Origin of the sequence: Acinetobacter sp. WU_MDCI_Abxc222 (assembly GCF_025514755.1) — a bacterium.
GTDB lineage: Bacteria > Pseudomonadota > Gammaproteobacteria > Pseudomonadales > Moraxellaceae > Acinetobacter > Acinetobacter geminorum.
In genome coordinates, this window is sequence record NZ_JAHPVG010000006.1 from 1 (window position 1) to 17080 (window position 17080).

General features: G+C 39.4%; 13 protein-coding genes and 1 rRNA gene. 7 read left to right on the forward strand and 7 right to left on the reverse strand.

All coding sequences use genetic code 11. From position 1 onward, the window contains the following. Positions 1-171 precede the first annotated feature (171 nt). Positions 172-286, forward strand: a 5S ribosomal RNA gene (gene rrf, locus KTJ10_RS10540). A 159-nt stretch (positions 287-445) separates the two neighbouring features. Then, a complete protein-coding gene (locus KTJ10_RS10545) occupies positions 446-1042 on the forward strand; it encodes a glutathione S-transferase family protein (protein ID WP_199977253.1) in 597 nt (198 codons plus the stop codon). Positions 1043-1090: 48 nt separating this feature from the next. Here KTJ10_RS10545 and KTJ10_RS10550 read toward each other — a convergent pair whose 3' ends face one another. Further along, positions 1091-1795, reverse strand: a complete 705-nt coding sequence (locus tag KTJ10_RS10550) for a TIGR04219 family outer membrane beta-barrel protein (protein WP_262441982.1) — start codon at positions 1793-1795, stop codon at positions 1091-1093. 638 nt (positions 1796-2433) lie between these two features. On the opposite strand from KTJ10_RS10550, the gene KTJ10_RS10555 reads away from it, so the two are divergent. Together KTJ10_RS10555 and KTJ10_RS10560 are read left to right on the forward strand one after the other, a co-directional pair. Then, positions 2434-3912, forward strand: coding sequence for a sodium-dependent transporter (locus KTJ10_RS10555; protein WP_086375991.1), 1479 nt, complete (start codon positions 2434-2436; stop codon positions 3910-3912). Between the two features lie 12 nt (positions 3913-3924). After that, positions 3925-4068: a methionine/alanine import family NSS transporter small subunit gene (locus KTJ10_RS10560; RefSeq protein WP_002119126.1), complete on the forward strand. Its 144-nt coding sequence runs from the start codon at positions 3925-3927 to the stop codon at positions 4066-4068. 41 nt (positions 4069-4109) lie between these two features. Here KTJ10_RS10560 and rsmB read toward each other — a convergent pair whose 3' ends face one another. Both rsmB and fmt read right to left on the reverse strand, forming a co-directional pair. Further along, entirely contained in the window at positions 4110-5414 is a 1305-nt protein-coding gene (gene rsmB, locus KTJ10_RS10565) for a 16S rRNA (cytosine(967)-C(5))-methyltransferase RsmB (RefSeq protein WP_262441983.1), read from the reverse strand. After that, positions 5411-6373 (reverse strand): methionyl-tRNA formyltransferase, encoded by a 963-nt coding sequence (gene fmt, locus KTJ10_RS10570; protein ID WP_262441984.1) that lies wholly within the window; start codon positions 6371-6373, stop codon positions 5411-5413. The genes rsmB and fmt overlap by 4 nt, the downstream gene beginning before the upstream one ends. Before the next feature lie 347 nt (positions 6374-6720). Here fmt and ilvD point away from each other — a divergent pair, with 347 nt between their 5' ends. From ilvD to KTJ10_RS10585, 3 genes are all read left to right on the forward strand, one after another. Further along, positions 6721-8550 carry a dihydroxy-acid dehydratase gene (gene ilvD / locus KTJ10_RS10575; protein WP_013196516.1) on the forward strand — a complete coding sequence of 610 codons (1830 nt, stop codon included), beginning with the start codon at positions 6721-6723 and terminating at the stop codon, positions 8548-8550. Between the two features lie 312 nt (positions 8551-8862). After that, a complete protein-coding gene (locus tag KTJ10_RS10580) occupies positions 8863-10152 on the forward strand; it encodes a hypothetical protein (protein WP_086375994.1) in 1290 nt (429 codons plus the stop codon). A gap of 77 nt (positions 10153-10229) precedes the next feature. Next, entirely contained in the window at positions 10230-10961 is a 732-nt protein-coding gene (locus KTJ10_RS10585) for a sulfite exporter TauE/SafE family protein (protein WP_262441985.1), read from the forward strand. A gap of 9 nt (positions 10962-10970) precedes the next feature. On the opposite strand, the gene KTJ10_RS10590 is transcribed toward KTJ10_RS10585, so the two are convergent. From KTJ10_RS10590 to KTJ10_RS10605, 4 genes are all read right to left on the reverse strand, one after another. Continuing rightward, positions 10971-11861, reverse strand: a complete 891-nt coding sequence (locus KTJ10_RS10590; protein ID WP_262441986.1) for a LysR family transcriptional regulator — start codon at positions 11859-11861, stop codon at positions 10971-10973. Positions 11862-11941: 80 nt separating this feature from the next. Next, positions 11942-13237 (reverse strand): solute carrier family 23 protein, encoded by a 1296-nt coding sequence (locus tag KTJ10_RS10595; RefSeq protein WP_002119102.1) that lies wholly within the window; start codon positions 13235-13237, stop codon positions 11942-11944. 297 nt (positions 13238-13534) lie between these two features. Further along, the gene (gene ppc, locus KTJ10_RS10600; protein WP_032052352.1) at positions 13535-16219 is read right to left on the reverse strand and encodes a phosphoenolpyruvate carboxylase; all 2685 of its coding nucleotides are present in this window, start codon (positions 16217-16219) and stop codon (positions 13535-13537) included. 170 nt (positions 16220-16389) lie between these two features. Further along, positions 16390-17013: a TetR/AcrR family transcriptional regulator gene (locus KTJ10_RS10605; RefSeq protein ID WP_199977239.1), complete on the reverse strand. Its 624-nt coding sequence runs from the start codon at positions 17011-17013 to the stop codon at positions 16390-16392. Positions 17014-17080 lie beyond the last annotated feature (67 nt).

Sequence of the window (17080 nt, forward strand, 5' to 3'; positions counted from 1 at the left end):
TTGTATATGAAGCATCAATCGATTCATAAACATGCAAAGCAACTTGATTTAGTTGAATGCTTAGTTAAAATGAACAACGAAAAATCAGACCAATCAGCCCATCTGTAAAGATTTGGAAAACGCAACGTATCACACAGTGAATAAAACGAAGCAAGTATCCATACCAGTTGTGCTGGCGACCATAGCAAGAGTGAACCACCTGATCCCTTCCCGAACTCAGAAGTGAAACCTCTTAGCGCTGATGGTAGTGTGGGGTTACCCATGTGAGAGTAAGTCATCGCCAGCTCATTATTCTAAACACCCCCATTCCAATGAATGGGGGTGTTTTTTATCGCGCGGGAAAAATATATTAGTAGGGAATAAATATAAAATAGTAAGGAAGAGCTGTGCTATAAATAATAAGAAAATTAATCTATTAAGTATGCATAATAAGGGAAGAGCAACTATGATAATTTATGGTGATGTCGGTTCGGGTAATTGCTATAAGATAAAACTATTACTTTCCTTATTAAATATTAATCATAGATGGATCCACGTTGATATTTTAAACAAAGAAACTCAAACAGCTGATTTTTTATCTTTAAATCCTAATGGAAAAATACCTGTATTAGTCCTAGAAGATGGTCGCGTTCTGAGTGAATCGAATGCTATCTTAGGTTACTTGGCTGAAGGAACAAAATTTATTCCTACAGATCCTTTTATTAAAGCCAAAATGTACCAATGGATGTTCTTTGAGCAGTATAGTCATGAACCATTTATTGCAGTTGCTCGTTTTATTAATAAATATTTAGGGTTACCACCAGAAAGAATAGAGGAATACCATAATTTACAGCCAAAAGGCCATAAAGCACTATCTATTATGGATAAAGCTTTAGTAGATCACGACTATCTTGTTGGAGATCAATTAACTATTGCTGATATTGCCTTGTATGCATATACGCATGTCGCGGAAGAAGGTGGTTTTGATTTGGAGCTATATCCAAATATTCAAGCTTGGTGTCAAAGAATTCGAAAATATTTAGGTTATGTAGATATGATTTAAATAAAAAAGAACTCATATAGAGTTCTTTTTTATTTCTGAAACTCTGATTTAGAAATGTGCTTCCAAGCCTACATATGGGCCTTTAAACTCAAATTTAAGGTCATTGTTATCGTAGTCATCTAAGTCGATATTAAGTACGCGATAGCCTGCTGTAAGGCCAAGATCAATTAGTAGGTTATCTGCAAATTTATATTTTACTTCTGCCAGTGCATCTGTAATTCGCGCATCATCAAAGTTTGTATAAGTTGCTTCACCTTTAGCACTTAAGCCTGTAAACGGTAGTTTTACTTCACCTGACAAATAAGCAATAGGATATGTTTTATCAATATCCACGCGCTTACCTGTGTACGCAGTAATATCACCATTTAATATAGTTGCACCAAGACCAGCATCTACACTTACGATATTATCTAGTAACTCGTAGTAGAGGATAAAATCGCTATGATCTAAATCAACTTTATAATTGGCTTGACCTAAAGTTTCTGATTTAGTTTCGGTATCTAAATTTACATAACGAATTTTGGCATTGGGAAGAAATGGAATTGGGTGCTCTACTGCTAATGAGATTTGAGCACTACCTTTTTGGTCTAAGTCTTGATCTTCGGATGATTGAGAAGACATATTCGCTTTACCGTCATAAAACCAGTAACCGACGTCTCCTTTTATTCCTACGAAGTCTGCTTGAGCAAAGCCACTTAAGCCCATCCCGAGCGTTAATAAAGATATTTTTAATATTTTCATTTTTACATCCACATAAAAGAAATCTTTGAGCGCATGATATAGACATCTTGCTACAGATGCATTGATAAAAAATAAGGATCTGAGATGTGTGATATGAATAAATTTTTAATCCTTAAAAAAGTTTATGTATTTCAAAGAATTAATATTTTTTATTTAATTTAAATGAATTTAATCTTTTAGAAAATTTAGTATAAATTTTGTCAATCGTACTGACTTATTAAATTTTAATTGATAACTGGAGAGTTAAAAATAAATTAGTGGATAAGTTGAGTAATTAAAGGAGCTTTTTTAAGAGTTGGCAGAAAATGTCATTGAACAATAATGTTGAGCTACAAGTAGTAGAACGTAAATATTAGCTGAAAAATAACCAATTGTGAAAAAAACTCAGAAAATTCGTAAAATTTCTGACGGAAATTACAGTAAAAAGAAATAAAAACAGGTATTGTTCAGCTATATAGGGGCAAAAAATGGACAAAAATCTTTAAGGAAGAATTTTCTATTTTTGCTTGTTTGTTAAGGGAATAAAAATACTCAAAAGGTGCTTTTTATTTTCTACAAACACAAAAGTATTTTTTGGTTCTTTTTTTGCATGCGGAATAACAATCAACAATAGCAGTAAAAATAAGTAATCTTTTAACATTAGGTGTTCTATGACAGATTCTCGTGAAAACTGGACGTCACGATCTGGTTTTATTATTGCAGCCGTTGGTTCGGCTGTAGGCTTAGGTAATATCTGGCGCTTCCCATACGTTGCTTATGAAAATGGTGGCGGTGCGTTTCTTATTCCCTATCTATTGGCACTCATTACTGCTGGTTTACCGTTGCTATTTTTAGATTATGCGGTAGGTCATCGTAGTACTAACTCCCCGCCTAAAGCTTATCGTGCCCTATTTAAAGGCGGAGAAACTTTAGGTTGGTGGCAGGTTTGTGTCTGTATTATCATTGGTTTGTACTATGCAAGTGTACTCACTTGGGCTGGTAGTTATGTTTATTTCTCTATTGGCCAAATGTGGGGAAGTGATCCAGAAGGTTTCTTCTTTAATACCTATTTGCAAACCACAAAAGCAACTGGTTTTGATTTACAGTTTGTAGGCCATTTATTCTGGCCGATTGTTGGGATTTGGGCACTTACTTTAATCATTCTTTATGGTGGTGTGAAAAAAGGTGTGGAATTATCAAATAAGATTTTCATGCCTTTATTATTTATTCTCTTCACTATTTTAGTGATTCAATCATTACGTTTACCAGGCGCGGTTCAAGGCTTAAATGCTTTCTTTACGCCGAACTGGTCAGCAATGATGGATTATAAAGTTTGGTTAGCGGCTTATGGCCATACTTTCTTCTCCCTCTCTGTCGGTTTCGGGATCATGGTGACTTATGCATCTTATTTGAAACCAAAAACGAATTTAACAGGTTCTGGTTTAATCGTTGGTTTTGCAAATGCATCAACAGAGATTTTGGCTGGTATTGGTATCTTCGCAGCGCTTGGTTTTATGGCACATGCTGCAGGTACTGAAGTTAAAGATGTGGTGAGTGGCGGGATTGGATTAGCATTTATTGCATTCCCTAAAATTATTTCAAGTTTAGGTGCAGGTGCCGATTTATTTGGCTTCTTATTCTTCTCTTCCCTTTTCGTCGCTGGTATTTCTTCGATGGTGAGTATTTTGGAAGTACCTATTGCAGCAATGCAAGATAAATTGAAATGGGGTCGTAAAAAAGCTGTAACCATTATTGGTGGTGGTAGTGCGCTTGTATCAATTATTTTATTCTCAAGTGTAAACGCAATTAAACTGGTTGATATCGTTGACCACTTTATCAATAACATCGGTATTATTGGCGGTGCTTTACTTTCTATTATTACCGTGGCTTGGTTTAAACGTTCTGCTCTAATGGAACTTCGTGATCACGTTAATCGCATCTCAACTATTCAATTAGGTAAGGGATGGGATTTCACTTTAACAGTCATTACATCATTAATCTTGTTAACTACACTCAGTATGACTGTATTTAATTTGATCAAAAATGGCTATGATACTTATAGTATGAGCTTACAAGGTGTATTCGGCTGGGGAAGCGTGATTTTCTGTGCAGTCGTTGCAATCGTTTTAAGCAAAATGAAAGATCGCTAGGAGGATAGAATAATGAATACTTCAGCAATCGTGATGATGGTAATTTCGATGGTGTTTTTATGGGGCGGCTTGGCTTTATCCATTATCCATTTATCGAAACATCCTGAAGAGTTAGATGACGTTTTAGAAGAAGTAAAAGATCAGCACACACTTTAATGCTGATCGAGTAAAAAAGCAGGCTTAAAGCCTGCTTTTTTTTATGCAATTTTTTGGATTTTACAATAATAAAACCCATCACCAGACTGCGCTTCTGGCAGTAATTGGCGACCATAGGTTTGCTCAATTCCCCAATCGGCTTCAATTTTAATCTCTTTTGCATTTGGATTTTCAGCAAAAAATTTCATCATCTGCTGTTCATTTTCAGCTTTTAAAATTGAACAGGTGATGTAAAGCAATGTACCGCCAACTTTGAGTTGTTGCCACATGTGGTCCAAGATCTGCTTTTGTAGCTCAATGGTTTGAGCTATATCACTAGATTGGCGTAATAGGCGTATGTCAGGATGACGACGAATAACCCCTGTAGCAGAGCAAGGTGCATCGAGCACTATACAATCTACTGGCTGTGCAGGTACCCATAGAGTTGCATCGGCTGCTAAAATCTCTGTATGACTTTGATCAAGTGCTAAGCGATTTAAGTTCTCAGTTACACGCACTAAACGGCTTGGGTCCTGATCAATCGCAATGAGCTGAGCAGGTTTAAATTTTTCAAGTAAATGAGCAGTTTTACCGCCTGGGGCAGCACAAGCATCAACTACTATTTTATCGTTCAAATCTGGCAATAATGTTGCGCAAAGCTGAGCGTGTTCATCTTGTACCGAAAACCAACCTTGTTCAAAACCGGGTAGTTGAGTAATTTGTACAGACTGTTCAAGAACAATACCTGTCTCAGACAAAGTACATGCACGTGCCTGAATTTCTAAACTCTGTAATTTTGCTAAATAAGCATCGCGGCCAATATGACGCTGGTTCACTCTTAAGGTTAAAGGAGCGACTTGCATCAAAGATTGGCAGAGAGATTCCGTTTGTTCACCCCAATCCTTTTTTAAGCGTTTGAAAAGCCAACTTGGTAAGCCATGCGCCTGCTGTAAACCTTGCTGAAAGTCATCAGTTTCACGAGTAGCTCTGCGTAAAATTGCATTCACAATGCCGCTGAGTGCAGGGAAACCAAGTTGTTTTGTCGCATCTACTGTTTCTGAAATAGCAGCATGTGCTGCAATACGCGTGCATAAAACTTGATAAAGACCAACATAAAGACAAGTTTCTACTGTTTCATTATTTAAAGGCTTGCTGAGTAGAGGTAGGCTAATTGATTTAAGTGCAAACCATTGGCGCAATGTGCCTAAAACAAGTTCGTGAAACAAAGCACGATCACGCTCTGCGACCTGATTCAGCTGTGTATTTAAAATACTAGCGAGTGATTGGCCTTGCTGAACTTTTAATAATGTCTGGACGACTTGAGCACGCAGGTTAAAACGTGAGGAATTTGAGGTAACCTGACTCATGGCAAAATTTGTCCTACGTGAAGTTTTTGAGTTTGTGCAATTTGTTGAGCGTTTAATGCTTTACCACCCGGCCACTGCACACTAGTCAGACAAATAAATGTATTTTCACCGCAGGCAACATGCACACCTTGTTTATCGATTGCAATAATTTCACCAGCTTGAGCATTCGCTTTGCTTTGGCTAGAAACTAGAGAGTTCCAGACACGCAGAGCATTATTTTCATCTAACTGAATGAAGGCAACTGGCCAAGGGTTGAATGCACGAATATTTCGGTCAACTTGAACAGCATCAATTAACCAATCAATACGAGCTTCTGATTTTATGAGCTTATGAGCATAGACCGTTAAGCTTTCGTCTTGAACTTCGCGTTCTGCCAAATATTTTTGTAGTGTTTCTTCTGACTCAAGTACCGTACAAATTGCTGTTGCACCTTGAGCGGCGAGTTTGTCATGCAAAGTCGCTGAGGTATCTTCGGCAGTGATTGGGCAGTATGTTTTATACATCATATCGCCTGTATCTAAACCAGCAGCCATTTGCATGATGGTGATACCAGTTTCGTCATCACCCGTTGCAATCGCACGTTGAATTGGTGCTGCTCCACGCCAGCGTGGTAATAATGAACCGTGAATATTTAAACAACCATATTTAGGTGTATCGAGCACAGTTTGTGGAAGAATTAAACCATAGGCTGCAACCACCATCACATCTGCGCCTAAAGCTGCCAGTTCTTGTTGAGCTGCTAACCCTTCTTCGGTTGAAGCTTTGAAGTGAAGAGGTTGATAAACAGGGATATTATGCTCAAGTGCAAGTTGTTTTACGGGAGATGGCGTTAGTTTTTGTCCACGACCCGATTTACGATCTGGCTGAGTATAAACCGCGATAATTTCATGGGAAGTTTTTAATAAAGCCGCCAATGCTGTTGCAGCAAATTCGGGGGTGCCAGCAAAAATAATTTTCACAAATGCAATCCAAAAAGAGTTTAGGCGTAGTATACGTGAAAAACGATTGAAGCCCTAAACTCATGGCGATTGAGCATTTTAGTTTTTAAATAGTGAACAAAAAATTATTGAAAAACTTTTATTGATAAAAAAAGGTTATGAAAAAATAAAAAATTATTCATGTAAGTTTTGCTAAATATTGACTGTCTATTACTGTTCTTGGCTTTCAGAATATTATTTGCTTCTATAGAATGGAGAATGATCAAATTATGATGATGAGTCAATATTCCGACTGATCTAACGCTATATCAGTATCATCCGCCAGAGCGGGAAAAATTCCGCTCAAGCACAACTTGTTGGAAACACTAATGCCTGACTATCGTTCAAAAACATCGACACACGGAAGAAATATGGCTGGCGCACGTGGCTTATGGCGTGCAACAGGAATGAAAGATGAGGATTTCGGCAAACCGATTATTGCGGTGGTCAACTCATTTACCCAATTTGTGCCGGGCCATGTACATCTTAAAGATCTAGGGCAGCTTGTCGCAGCAGAAATTCAGGCAGCAGGTGGTGTTGCTAAAGAGTTCAATACGATCGCAGTAGATGACGGGATTGCAATGGGGCATGACGGCATGCTTTATTCATTACCATCACGTGATTTGATTGCTGACTCAGTTGAATATATGGTGAATGCACATTGTGCTGATGCAATGGTATGTATTTCTAACTGTGACAAAATTACTCCGGGAATGCTCATGGCTGCGATGCGCCTGAATATTCCTGTTGTTTTCGTGTCTGGCGGACCAATGGAAGCTGGTAAGGTTAAGTTCCGCGGTAATGAAAAAGCGATTGACCTTGTTGATGCAATGGTTGTTGCGGCTGATGAAAGTTATACAGACGAAGAAGTTGAGGAATTTGAACGTTCGGCATGTCCAACCTGTGGTTCATGTTCAGGGATGTTCACTGCAAACTCAATGAACTGTTTAACCGAGGCTTTAGGTCTATCTTTACCGGGTAATGGTTCGATTGTTGCGACACATGCAAACCGTAAGAAACTATTCTTAAAAGCAGGCCAACTTATTGTTGAATTGGCTAAGCGCTATTACGAACAAGAAGATGCAAGTATTTTACCTCGTTCGATTGCAACAAAGGCTGCATTTAAAAATGCGATGACCCTTGATATTGCAATGGGCGGTTCAACCAATACCGTTCTGCATTTATTGGCTGCGGCAAGTGAAGCAGAAGTTGATTTTACAATGGACGATATTGACGAGTTATCACGTCGAGTTCCTGTATTGTCGAAAGTAGCACCTGCAAAACAAGACGTTCATATGGAAGATGTTCATCGTGCTGGCGGTATTATGGCTATTTTGGGCGAACTTGATCGTGCGAAGTTGCTTGACGTATCTGTACCGACTGTACACGAGAAAACTTTAAAAGATGCGTTGGATAAGTGGGATATTATTCGTACTGAAGATGCAGACGTTTATGAATTCTATCGTTCATCACCAGGTGGTGTTCCAACTCAAGTTGCATTCTCGCAAAATCGCTATTATTCAACGTTAGATGGCGACCGTGAAAAAGGCGTTATCCGTAATGCAGAACATGCATTCTCTAAAGATGGTGGTTTAGCTGTTCTATACGGCAACATTGCGCTTGATGGTTGTATCGTGAAAACTGCAGGCGTTGATGAATCAATCTTGAAATTTACGGGCACAGCACGTGTATTTGAAAGCCAAGATGCAGCTGTAGATGCAATTTTGGGTCATGACATTAAAGCTGGTGATGTTGTTGTGATTCGTTATGAAGGTCCACGTGGTGGTCCAGGCATGCAAGAAATGCTGTACCCAACTAGCTATCTTAAATCGAAAGGTTTAGGAAAAGACTGTGCATTGGTAACAGATGGTCGTTTCTCTGGTGGTTCATCAGGTCTTTCGATTGGTCACGTTTCACCAGAAGCAGCTGAAGGTGGTGCAATTGGTTTGGTTGAAGATGGCGATACCATTGAAATCGATATTCCAAACCGTACCATTCACTTAAACGTTGATGATGCGACTATGGCACATCGTCGTACAGTGCAAGAAGCGAAAGGCTGGCATCCGAAAGAAGAACGTAAACGTAAAGTATCAAAAGCGTTAAAAGTTTATGCAATGCATACAACAAGTGCAGCGAAAGGAGCTGTACGCGTTCTATAAAATATTCAATTTTAATAATTGATTAGGAATCATGCACCCTTTAACACGATGAATTGCTATCATGTTAAGGGTGCATTTTTCATGTCTGGTAAAAAAAATCAGCTTGTAGAAAAAGGTGTTTTTAGATCATTCTATGGGTTTGCCATAAAATGGTGATAAAATCTTCACCTACGTAGAAACTTGCTAAAAACATGACTTATTTTCTGCGTGAACTAAGGTAGTTATATTTCAATCTCGACTACTGTTTTACCTTGCATTATGATCAAAACAATCTTTGATCTCGCTTAGGATTTATTTTTAGAGGCACAACTCATGTCACTGCTACGCCGTTGGTTTGACCCTATTCGATCGAGCTGGTTTTACCAAAAGCCTTCTCGTCAAGCGGTGTTACCCACGGAAAATGGTTTAAGTATTTATTTACGACTTGATGATGTGTATAGCTATTTGGCTGTTCAGCAATTGTCTCAGCTAGATGAAATTTTAAGTGATGAACTTAAGCCTTTAAAAATTATTATTTCCCATACGGCTTCTGAACCTCCAAACAGCATGTCGCATGAAGAGTGGCAGAATTATTGTCTGAATGATGCCAAGATATTAGCCAAACAACATCGTTTCGGTTTTGATGAATTTCCAGAAATCCCAAGCCCAGAATCTTTAAAACAAGCGGCAGTCATATTAAAAAGAACCCCATTACAAGGTCAGAATTTCTTCCATTTACTAGAAGATATTTTCCACATGCTTTGGCAGCAACAATATGGAAAGTTGCGTACTTTACATGCTATGGCAGTTAAACATCAGCTTCCTCAACATTTTTCAGAACGCATTTTTACGGATGAGCCTGTACCTGCGGCATACTTTGAATTTGGTGGACGTAAATATCACGCAGTAGATGATTTATTACGTTTAACTCGTCGTCTGAAGCAGCAAAAGTTACTGACGGGCAATCCAATTTTTTTAATTAATCATATCGAATGGCGTGAACATTTGATTAATGATGCTGAAGCACTTACCGAGATTCAGACCCTTCATCCTGAGCTTGATATCTATATTGCTTTAGAAGATCCAATGAGTTGGCTGTTACTTGCCTATATTAAGGAAGAACTGGCTGATTATTATGATATTCAACTAAAAGTTTACCCTTTAAGTTATCAAGGTCGAGACTGGTTTGACTGGAGTTTGGCGACACGTGTTTCTAAACGAACAGGTGTGGCCTTTACACCATTTTGTCGCCCTACTGAGGAAAGCACATTAGAGATGGCAAAGCTTTTCTATAGTGTGCAAGAGAATCAGCAAATCGATACAATTTTTACGATATTGCAGGCAGTTTGGACAAAAGGAAAAGATTTATCTTTCTTAAAACATTTCCAACAGTTACAGCAACAACTTGGGATTGAGCAGCTAACCGACCAAGATGTGCAATCTGTTTTGGAGCAGAATGATGCACTTTGCAAAGACAAGCATCAGCCTGATTTGCCAGTTTTAGAGCTGCGTATTGATGGTCAGAGCTACGTATTTAATAGCTTGTATCGTGTATGGATGATCGAAAGTATTTTTAGCAATGTATTAGAAGAGAAATATAAAACAGCCTCAACTTTTAATTGAGGCCTACTTCTAAAAACAAGAATAGGGCAATACCTGTTTTTTCCGTAGCATATCCTTTAAGGAATCGGAGATAAACAGTGACTTTTTTAGCAATTATTATGGTGGTCTTTGCCTTCGCTGGCATGATTAAAGGCATGATTGGTTTAGGATTGCCCGCAGTATCTATGGGCTTACTGACCATCGCAATGAGCCCTTTTCAGGCAGCTTCTCTTCTGATAGTTCCTTCAATGGTCACCAATGTCTGGCAACTTTTTGCTGAAGGACATGTCTGGGCTTTTATTCGCCGTTTCTGGACTTTGCTTGTGGGCATTGTTGTGGGCTCAATATGGAGCTTTCTACCCACTTTAAGTCAAAGCCATGGGCATAGTAGTGAGATTTTATTGGGCTGTATGTTGGCCTTATATGGACTCTATGGTCTGTGCGTGAAGAAACTTCCACACTTAGGGAAGTATGAACGTTGGCTATCACCGATTATTGGATATATCGGCGGGGCAGTGACTGTAGCAACTGGTGTCATTATTATTCCAATCGTTCCTTATTTGCAGTCTTTACATTTAAAGCGTGATGAGTTGGTTCAGGCTTTAGGACTAACGTTTACTGTCTCTACCATTTGTCTTGCAGTCTTTTTACACCACAACCCGATGTCGGGAATGGCATTGGATTATCGTTTATCTTTCGCTGCATTGTTGGCGGCGCTCGTTGGAATGTGGTTAGGTAAAAAAATCCGTTATCGGTTAAATGAGCAGTTATTTCGTCGTATCTTTTTTATAGGTTTGGTGTCATTAGGGCTTTATATGATTTTGCACTAAACTAAATTTTTAAGGGCGATGTTGCAATAAAAAATCGGCAAATTGCTTATAACTGTTAGGGAGCTGATTGAAATTTTGTGTAGCCAAAAGCAGTTTACGATTTGCCCAAGCACCTAGCAGTTGAATGGAATGAAAGTCATAGTCCGATTGCAAACGCTGGGCAGCGCGAGCTGGCATAATCGCAATTCCGACACCTTTGGCGACTACCTCAGCAATCGCCCCAAAATTAGGTAAGCGCAAACGGTACTGTATATTAAAGCCTAATAGCTTAGCTTGAGTTTCGATAGACTGTTGCAATGAATGATGGGGTTTAAGACCAATAAAACCATAACTTAAAGCCTCTACCAAATTCAGCTCTTGGTGTTGAGCTAAGTTGTGAGTAGGAGGACAAATCAGAACTAATGGATCGCTAGCAAATTCCTTAGTTTGCAAATGTCTGGTATCAAAAAAACTTGAGACCAGCCCAAGATTTGCAACTCCCTGCGTTAATGCCTCTACAATTTCTGAACTTTCTGCCTCATGTAAATCAATGTTCATTTCGGGATGAAGCACCAAATATTGTGGTAATAACGGAGGCAAATATTCGCTTTGAGCAGAAGAGTTACACCAAAGCGTTAATGACTCTGTGGTAGGCGGCTTAAAACGCTGCATTTCTTGTTCGAGCTGCTCTTTTTGTGCCATAAGTTGACGTGCATGCTCAACAAAAGCGTGTCCTGCTGTGGTGAGCTCTACACCAGTGGTGTGACGAATAAATAAGGGTGTTTCAAAATATTGTTCGAGTTTTTTAATACGTTCGCTTGCGGCTTGAAGTGAAATCGCAGAGCGGTCTGCACCTTTGGTTAGACTACCTGTAGAGACAATATGAAGAACCAGCTGTAAATCAAAAAAATCAAAACGCATGACAGGGAACGTATTGAAGGCTAAAAAGTCATCATACTAAATCGTAATAAAAAAAGGCAGCTTGCGCTGCCTTTTTGAATTTAGGTTTTATCTTTTAAACTAAACAGCCAATTTAAAATAATGGCCGCAAAAGTTGCTGTACCAATACCACCTAAATTGAAATTACCGAACAATAATTCAAAGTTACCAGCACCTAAAATAATCGTGACCGAAGCAACAATCAGGTTTTTATTGTTAGAAAAATCAACTTTGTTTTCAATCCAGATTTTTGCACCGGCAATGGTAATCAAACCAAATACAACAATAGATGCACCTGTTAAAACTGCGCTTGGGATCGTACTAATCACCGCGCCAAATTTTGGAGATAGACCTAAGAAAATTGCAAAGACACCTGCGATCACAAAAACAATGGTTGAGTACACACGAGTGACTGCCATCACACCAATGTTTTCACCGTAAGTGGTCATCCCCGGAGCGCCGACACTACCAGATAGTGTTGTTGCCAAACCATCTGCAACAAATGCTTTACCTAATTGTGGAGTCAGGTTTTCACCAGTCATCGCGCCAACAGCTTTAATATGTCCTAGGTTTTCTGCTACTAAGATAAGTGCAACTGGTGCAATAATTAGCATAGCATTCGTGTCAAAGGTAGGATGTGAAAAGCTTGGGATCCCAAACCATGCGGCTTGTGAGATCTGGCTAAAATCGATTGGTTTACCTAAACCTAGTCCATTAGTGGTGATGGCATAAATTACATAGGCCAAGATCAAACCAATCAATAGAAGTAAACGTTGCAATAGGCCACGAGTAAAGACTGCAATACTGCCCATACAAAGTACTGTAATTAAGGCCATCCACATTTCAAATGGTTGGCCTGCAACACCTTTAATCGTAACAGGTGCAAGGTTTAGACCAATAATCATCACAATGGCGCCAGTCACCACAGGTGGCATGAGTTTTTCAATCCAGCGTGTACCTGTAAGCATCACAATAAAACCGATGATGGCATAAAAAACACCACATGCTACGATTCCACCTAAAGCCATGGATAGATTTGGATTGGCACCTGAACCTGTAATATGTCCAGTTGCAGCTGCAACCACACCAATAAAGGCAAAACTTGAACCTAAGTAACTTGGAACACGACCACCTGTAATTAAAAAGAACAAGATGGTACAGATGCCAGACATTAAAATAGCAAGGTTAGGATTAAAACCCATGAGTAACGGTGCTAAAACAGTCGCCCCAAACATGGCAAATGCATGTTGAATACCCAAAACAGCACTTTGAACGGGTGGAAGATATTCATTGGTAGAGACTGGCCGATGGTCAATATCACCTTGGTAAGGCTGCCATTTTGGAAACCAATTGGACATAAAATGAGCTCATTATTCTTTAATTGCTGCAATGATACTCTTTCTTGGGAAAGCATTTAATCTCTAGTGAGAAGTATGTAAGTGAAAAGTAATTATTTTTTAACGATTGGTATAATTTTTAAAAAACTAAATATCCGTATTTAGTTATTTTTTTCTCATAAAAATTAATTTTATGATTTTTAAAAAATATTCAAAAAAATAGAAAATCGAGGAAAGTTTAAGAAAAATAGAGAATTTTGCAAGTAAAAAGCAGCACATCGGGACGCACTGCTTTATAAAACAATCGGTAAAATCAGCCTAGCCCGTATTACGTAATCCAGCGGCAATACCTGCAATACTCACCATAAGTGCATGGTCGACAGGGGTGTGCTCTGCCTGACGCTGCGCTAGATAATCGCGACGACGCTTCATGAGTTCAGCCTGTAAAAGATGCAAAGGAAGTAGGTATGGCTTACGAACCTGCATAGATTGATCAAGAACATCATTATTACTCAGAAGCTTTGATTCATCTTTTAATGCAAGCAAGGTTTCAACAGCATCTTTTAGTCGTTGGCGTAATTGGTTGCCGAGCACTTTCAAATCTTCATCTTCAGTCAAATGAGACTCGTAATAGAGTGCAATGTTGGCATCGGCTTTAGACAATACCATTTCCAGCATATCAATGAGTGTTTGGAAATAAGGCCATTGCTGGAGCATTTCATCAAGTGTCGCTTTTTGCTGATCTGCAATCACTTCATTAATAGCTGCGCCAGTGCCTAGCCATGCAGGTAACATCAAACGGATTTGAGTCCATGCAAACACCCACGGAATCGCACGTAAAGACTCGATGCCACCACTCACTTTACGTTTTGCAGGACGCGAGCCTAACGGCAACATTTGTAATTCAAGCTCAGGGGTAACCGTACGTAAATACTTCACAAAGTGTGGATTTTCACGGACTGTTTGGCGATAAACCTTAACAGAATGATCTGTCATACGGTTCATGAGTTCACGCCATTCGGCCTTAGGTTCTGGTGGTGGTAATAATGTCGCTTCAAGTGTTGCTGCGGTATAGATTTCAAGGTTTTGCATCGCAATACCTTCTAGACCGAATTTGAAGCGAATCATTTCACCTTGTTCTGTGACACGGATTGCCCCAGAAATTGAACCAGGAGGTTGCGAGAACAAAGCCTGTTGGGTTGGTGCCCCACCACGGCTAATTGAACCGCCGCGACCGTGGAATAATGTCAACTGTACGCCGTGTGTTTGAGCAATTGCTGTTAGCTCTTCTTGAGCACGATATTGCGCCCAGTTGGCAGACATGAAACCAGCATCTTTTGCAGAGTCGGAGTAGCCAATCATGACTTCGTGTTTACCCTGAATGTGCTGTTTATACCAATGCATATTGAACAGCGTATTCATGGTAGTTGCAGCGCCATCTAAATCTTTTAAAGTTTCAAATAGAGGAACTACACGTAAAGGGTGTTGAATACCTGCTTCTTTTTGCAATAACAACACAGCTAAAACATCACTTGGATATTCAGCCATCGAAATAATATATGCCCCTAAGGATTCAGGCGGTTGGTCTGCCAAAGTACGCATGGTTGCAAATACTTCTTGAACATCTGGATGACCAATCAAACTACCTTCAGGCTCATTAATATATTTCGGTAAAAGCGGGCGTTTGCTTTGGAGTTCCTGAATGAGGAAATTTTGGCGCGCTTGTTCAGTCCATGATTCAAAATTACCTAAACCTAAATACTCAGTAATTGCTGAAATTGCTTGGCGATGACGGCCTGATTCTTGGCGAATGTCGAGTTTAAGTAGTTCAATACCAAAACAGTTCACACGATAGATGAAGTCGAGAAGCTGACCATTCGCAATTTCAGGTAGGTTACTGTCGATTAAAGAACGGTAGCACAGCAATAAAGGCTGTAAGAGTTCGTCTTTGCTTTTAATGACATTGCTGTCGTCTGCTTCTAAGCCTTGTAAACGCTGAGCTAACCAGTGGCGAGTTGCTTTTAAACGCTCGCGTGTTGCACGTAAATATTCACGATAAGGTTCTGCATGTTGGCTACCAATTGCTTGAATCATTTCTTCAGAACAAGTCTGGATTGAAAGTTCCCAACGTAAATTTTCGATATCTCTTAAATAGAGGTCCGCAGCTTGCCAGCGTGATAACCAGAGTACTTCTTGGGTAATTTGATGAGTAACATTTGGGTTACCATCTCGGTCTCCACCCATCCAAGATGCGAAACGTACTGGTGCAATATTAAGTGGTAAATTGAGTTGGCAGTTTTCTTGAACTAATTCATTTAACTCGCGAATGAATTTAGGTACAGCATTCCAAAGTGTTTGCTCAATTGTGGCAAATCCCCATTTTGCTTCATCGACTGGAGTAGGGCGGTGCTGTCTAATTTCATCTGTTTGCCAAGCTGAACTAATTTGTTGCTTTAAGTTTGCAAGTGCATTTTGGCGTTCGCGTGGGGTAAGTTTTTGCTGATCAAGCTGTGAGAGGCAAGCGTTAATATCATCGTATTTTTGAATCAGGGTACGACGACTCACTTCAGTTGGGTGCGCTGTAAGTACTAACTCAATCTTAAGATCACAAATTTGCTGGAACAGTTTTTCTGTCGAAATACTTTTATCTTTAAATTTTTGAAATAAGTGAACAAGCGGATTCGGAGAGTTTGCATCCGAATCAAATTCTGCCTGTCTGCGGCTACGGACCACATGATATTGCTCGGCAATATTGGCAAAATTGAGGAAGTGAGAAAAAGCGCGGGTGAGAGGTAATAGCTCTTCATCGGGCAGTTCTAAAAATAATTGTTCTAATTGCTTTTCGGCTTCAGCTTGACCATCACGTGCACCTTTGGCAAGAGCACGGATTTGCTCGATCTGATTAAACAGTTCTTGTCCTGCATGTTGTTTTAGGGTTTCACCTAACAAATTACCAAGTAAGCGGACATCCTCACGCAGTGGCGCATCGATTTGCTGAACCATGCTATTTTCTCCTGTTCTTATTCTTATCGAATATAGCGCGATTAGCGAACATTCCAAGCTTTGAGCGTAAGAAAATGTGAATTTTTGCTTAAAAAATAACATTTAATTCGCTTGTAGCGTCTTAAAAGCTGGCATGCACTCAGCGTAACTTTTGACAATCGGACTTTGGTTTAACTCCCATATTTGAGTAAGAATAAATGAATTGCATCGCGAATAATTTGCTCTAGCTCCTGAGCATTTGGGGCAGCAGTAATGCCCAGTAAAACCTTGTGATGGCGTACACCAAGCAATAAAGACAAAAGAAGCTCGGTTTGATAGGTTGGGTCATCGGCTTGGATAAAACCTAATTCAGCCGCTTTTTGGAAGAATGCGGCTAATTGATTTTGCAGTCGAGTATGTGATGCATCAAAAAACTGTAGGGCGAGTGGGCTCTGTTCTGCTGCAAGCTCTAATAATACGTGATCAAGCTTTAATGCTTCAGGTGAATAAATAATCTGCAAAGCACGTGAACATACGATAAAGAGTGTTTGATAGAAGTCTGCTGATGTATCTAAGTCAAATTGTTTAGTATCCAGTGTCTCTTCACAAGTTTCTGTAATCGCACAGATAAATAGATTCACTTTATCTTGAAAGTGGTTATAAACCGTGAGTTTAGTAACGCCGGCTTCCTGTGCAATCTGGTTCATGCTAGTACCGTGATAACCGGATTTTAAAAAAATAGCTTTCGCGGCTTGTAGGATACGAGCACGCTTTTCCAGATCTTTGGGGCGACCACTTTGATTAACTGTTTGCACAAAATCCTCTAATAAAAGTTTAAAAAAAATAAATATTTATAAGTTTTTTTTAATTAATGTACCCATA

What these genes read in the sequence shown, in the direction of transcription:
- KTJ10_RS10545 (WP_199977253.1), top strand. Translation starts at nt 446, where the DNA reads ATGATAATTTATGGTGATGTCGGTTCGGGTAATTGCTATAAGATAAAA.
- KTJ10_RS10555 (WP_086375991.1), top strand. Translation starts at nt 2,434, where the DNA reads ATGACAGATTCTCGTGAAAACTGGACGTCACGATCTGGTTTTATTATT.
- KTJ10_RS10560 (WP_002119126.1), top strand. Translation starts at nt 3,925, where the DNA reads ATGAATACTTCAGCAATCGTGATGATGGTAATTTCGATGGTGTTTTTA.
- rsmB (WP_262441983.1), bottom strand. Translation starts at nt 5,414, where the DNA reads ATGAGTCAGGTTACCTCAAATTCCTCACGTTTTAACCTGCGTGCTCAA.
- ilvD (WP_013196516.1), top strand. Translation starts at nt 6,721, where the DNA reads ATGCCTGACTATCGTTCAAAAACATCGACACACGGAAGAAATATGGCT.
- KTJ10_RS10580 (WP_086375994.1), top strand. Translation starts at nt 8,863, where the DNA reads ATGTCACTGCTACGCCGTTGGTTTGACCCTATTCGATCGAGCTGGTTT.
- KTJ10_RS10590 (WP_262441986.1), bottom strand. Translation starts at nt 11,861, where the DNA reads ATGCGTTTTGATTTTTTTGATTTACAGCTGGTTCTTCATATTGTCTCT.
- KTJ10_RS10595 (WP_002119102.1), bottom strand. Translation starts at nt 13,237, where the DNA reads ATGTCCAATTGGTTTCCAAAATGGCAGCCTTACCAAGGTGATATTGAC.
- ppc (WP_032052352.1), bottom strand. Translation starts at nt 16,219, where the DNA reads ATGGTTCAGCAAATCGATGCGCCACTGCGTGAGGATGTCCGCTTACTT.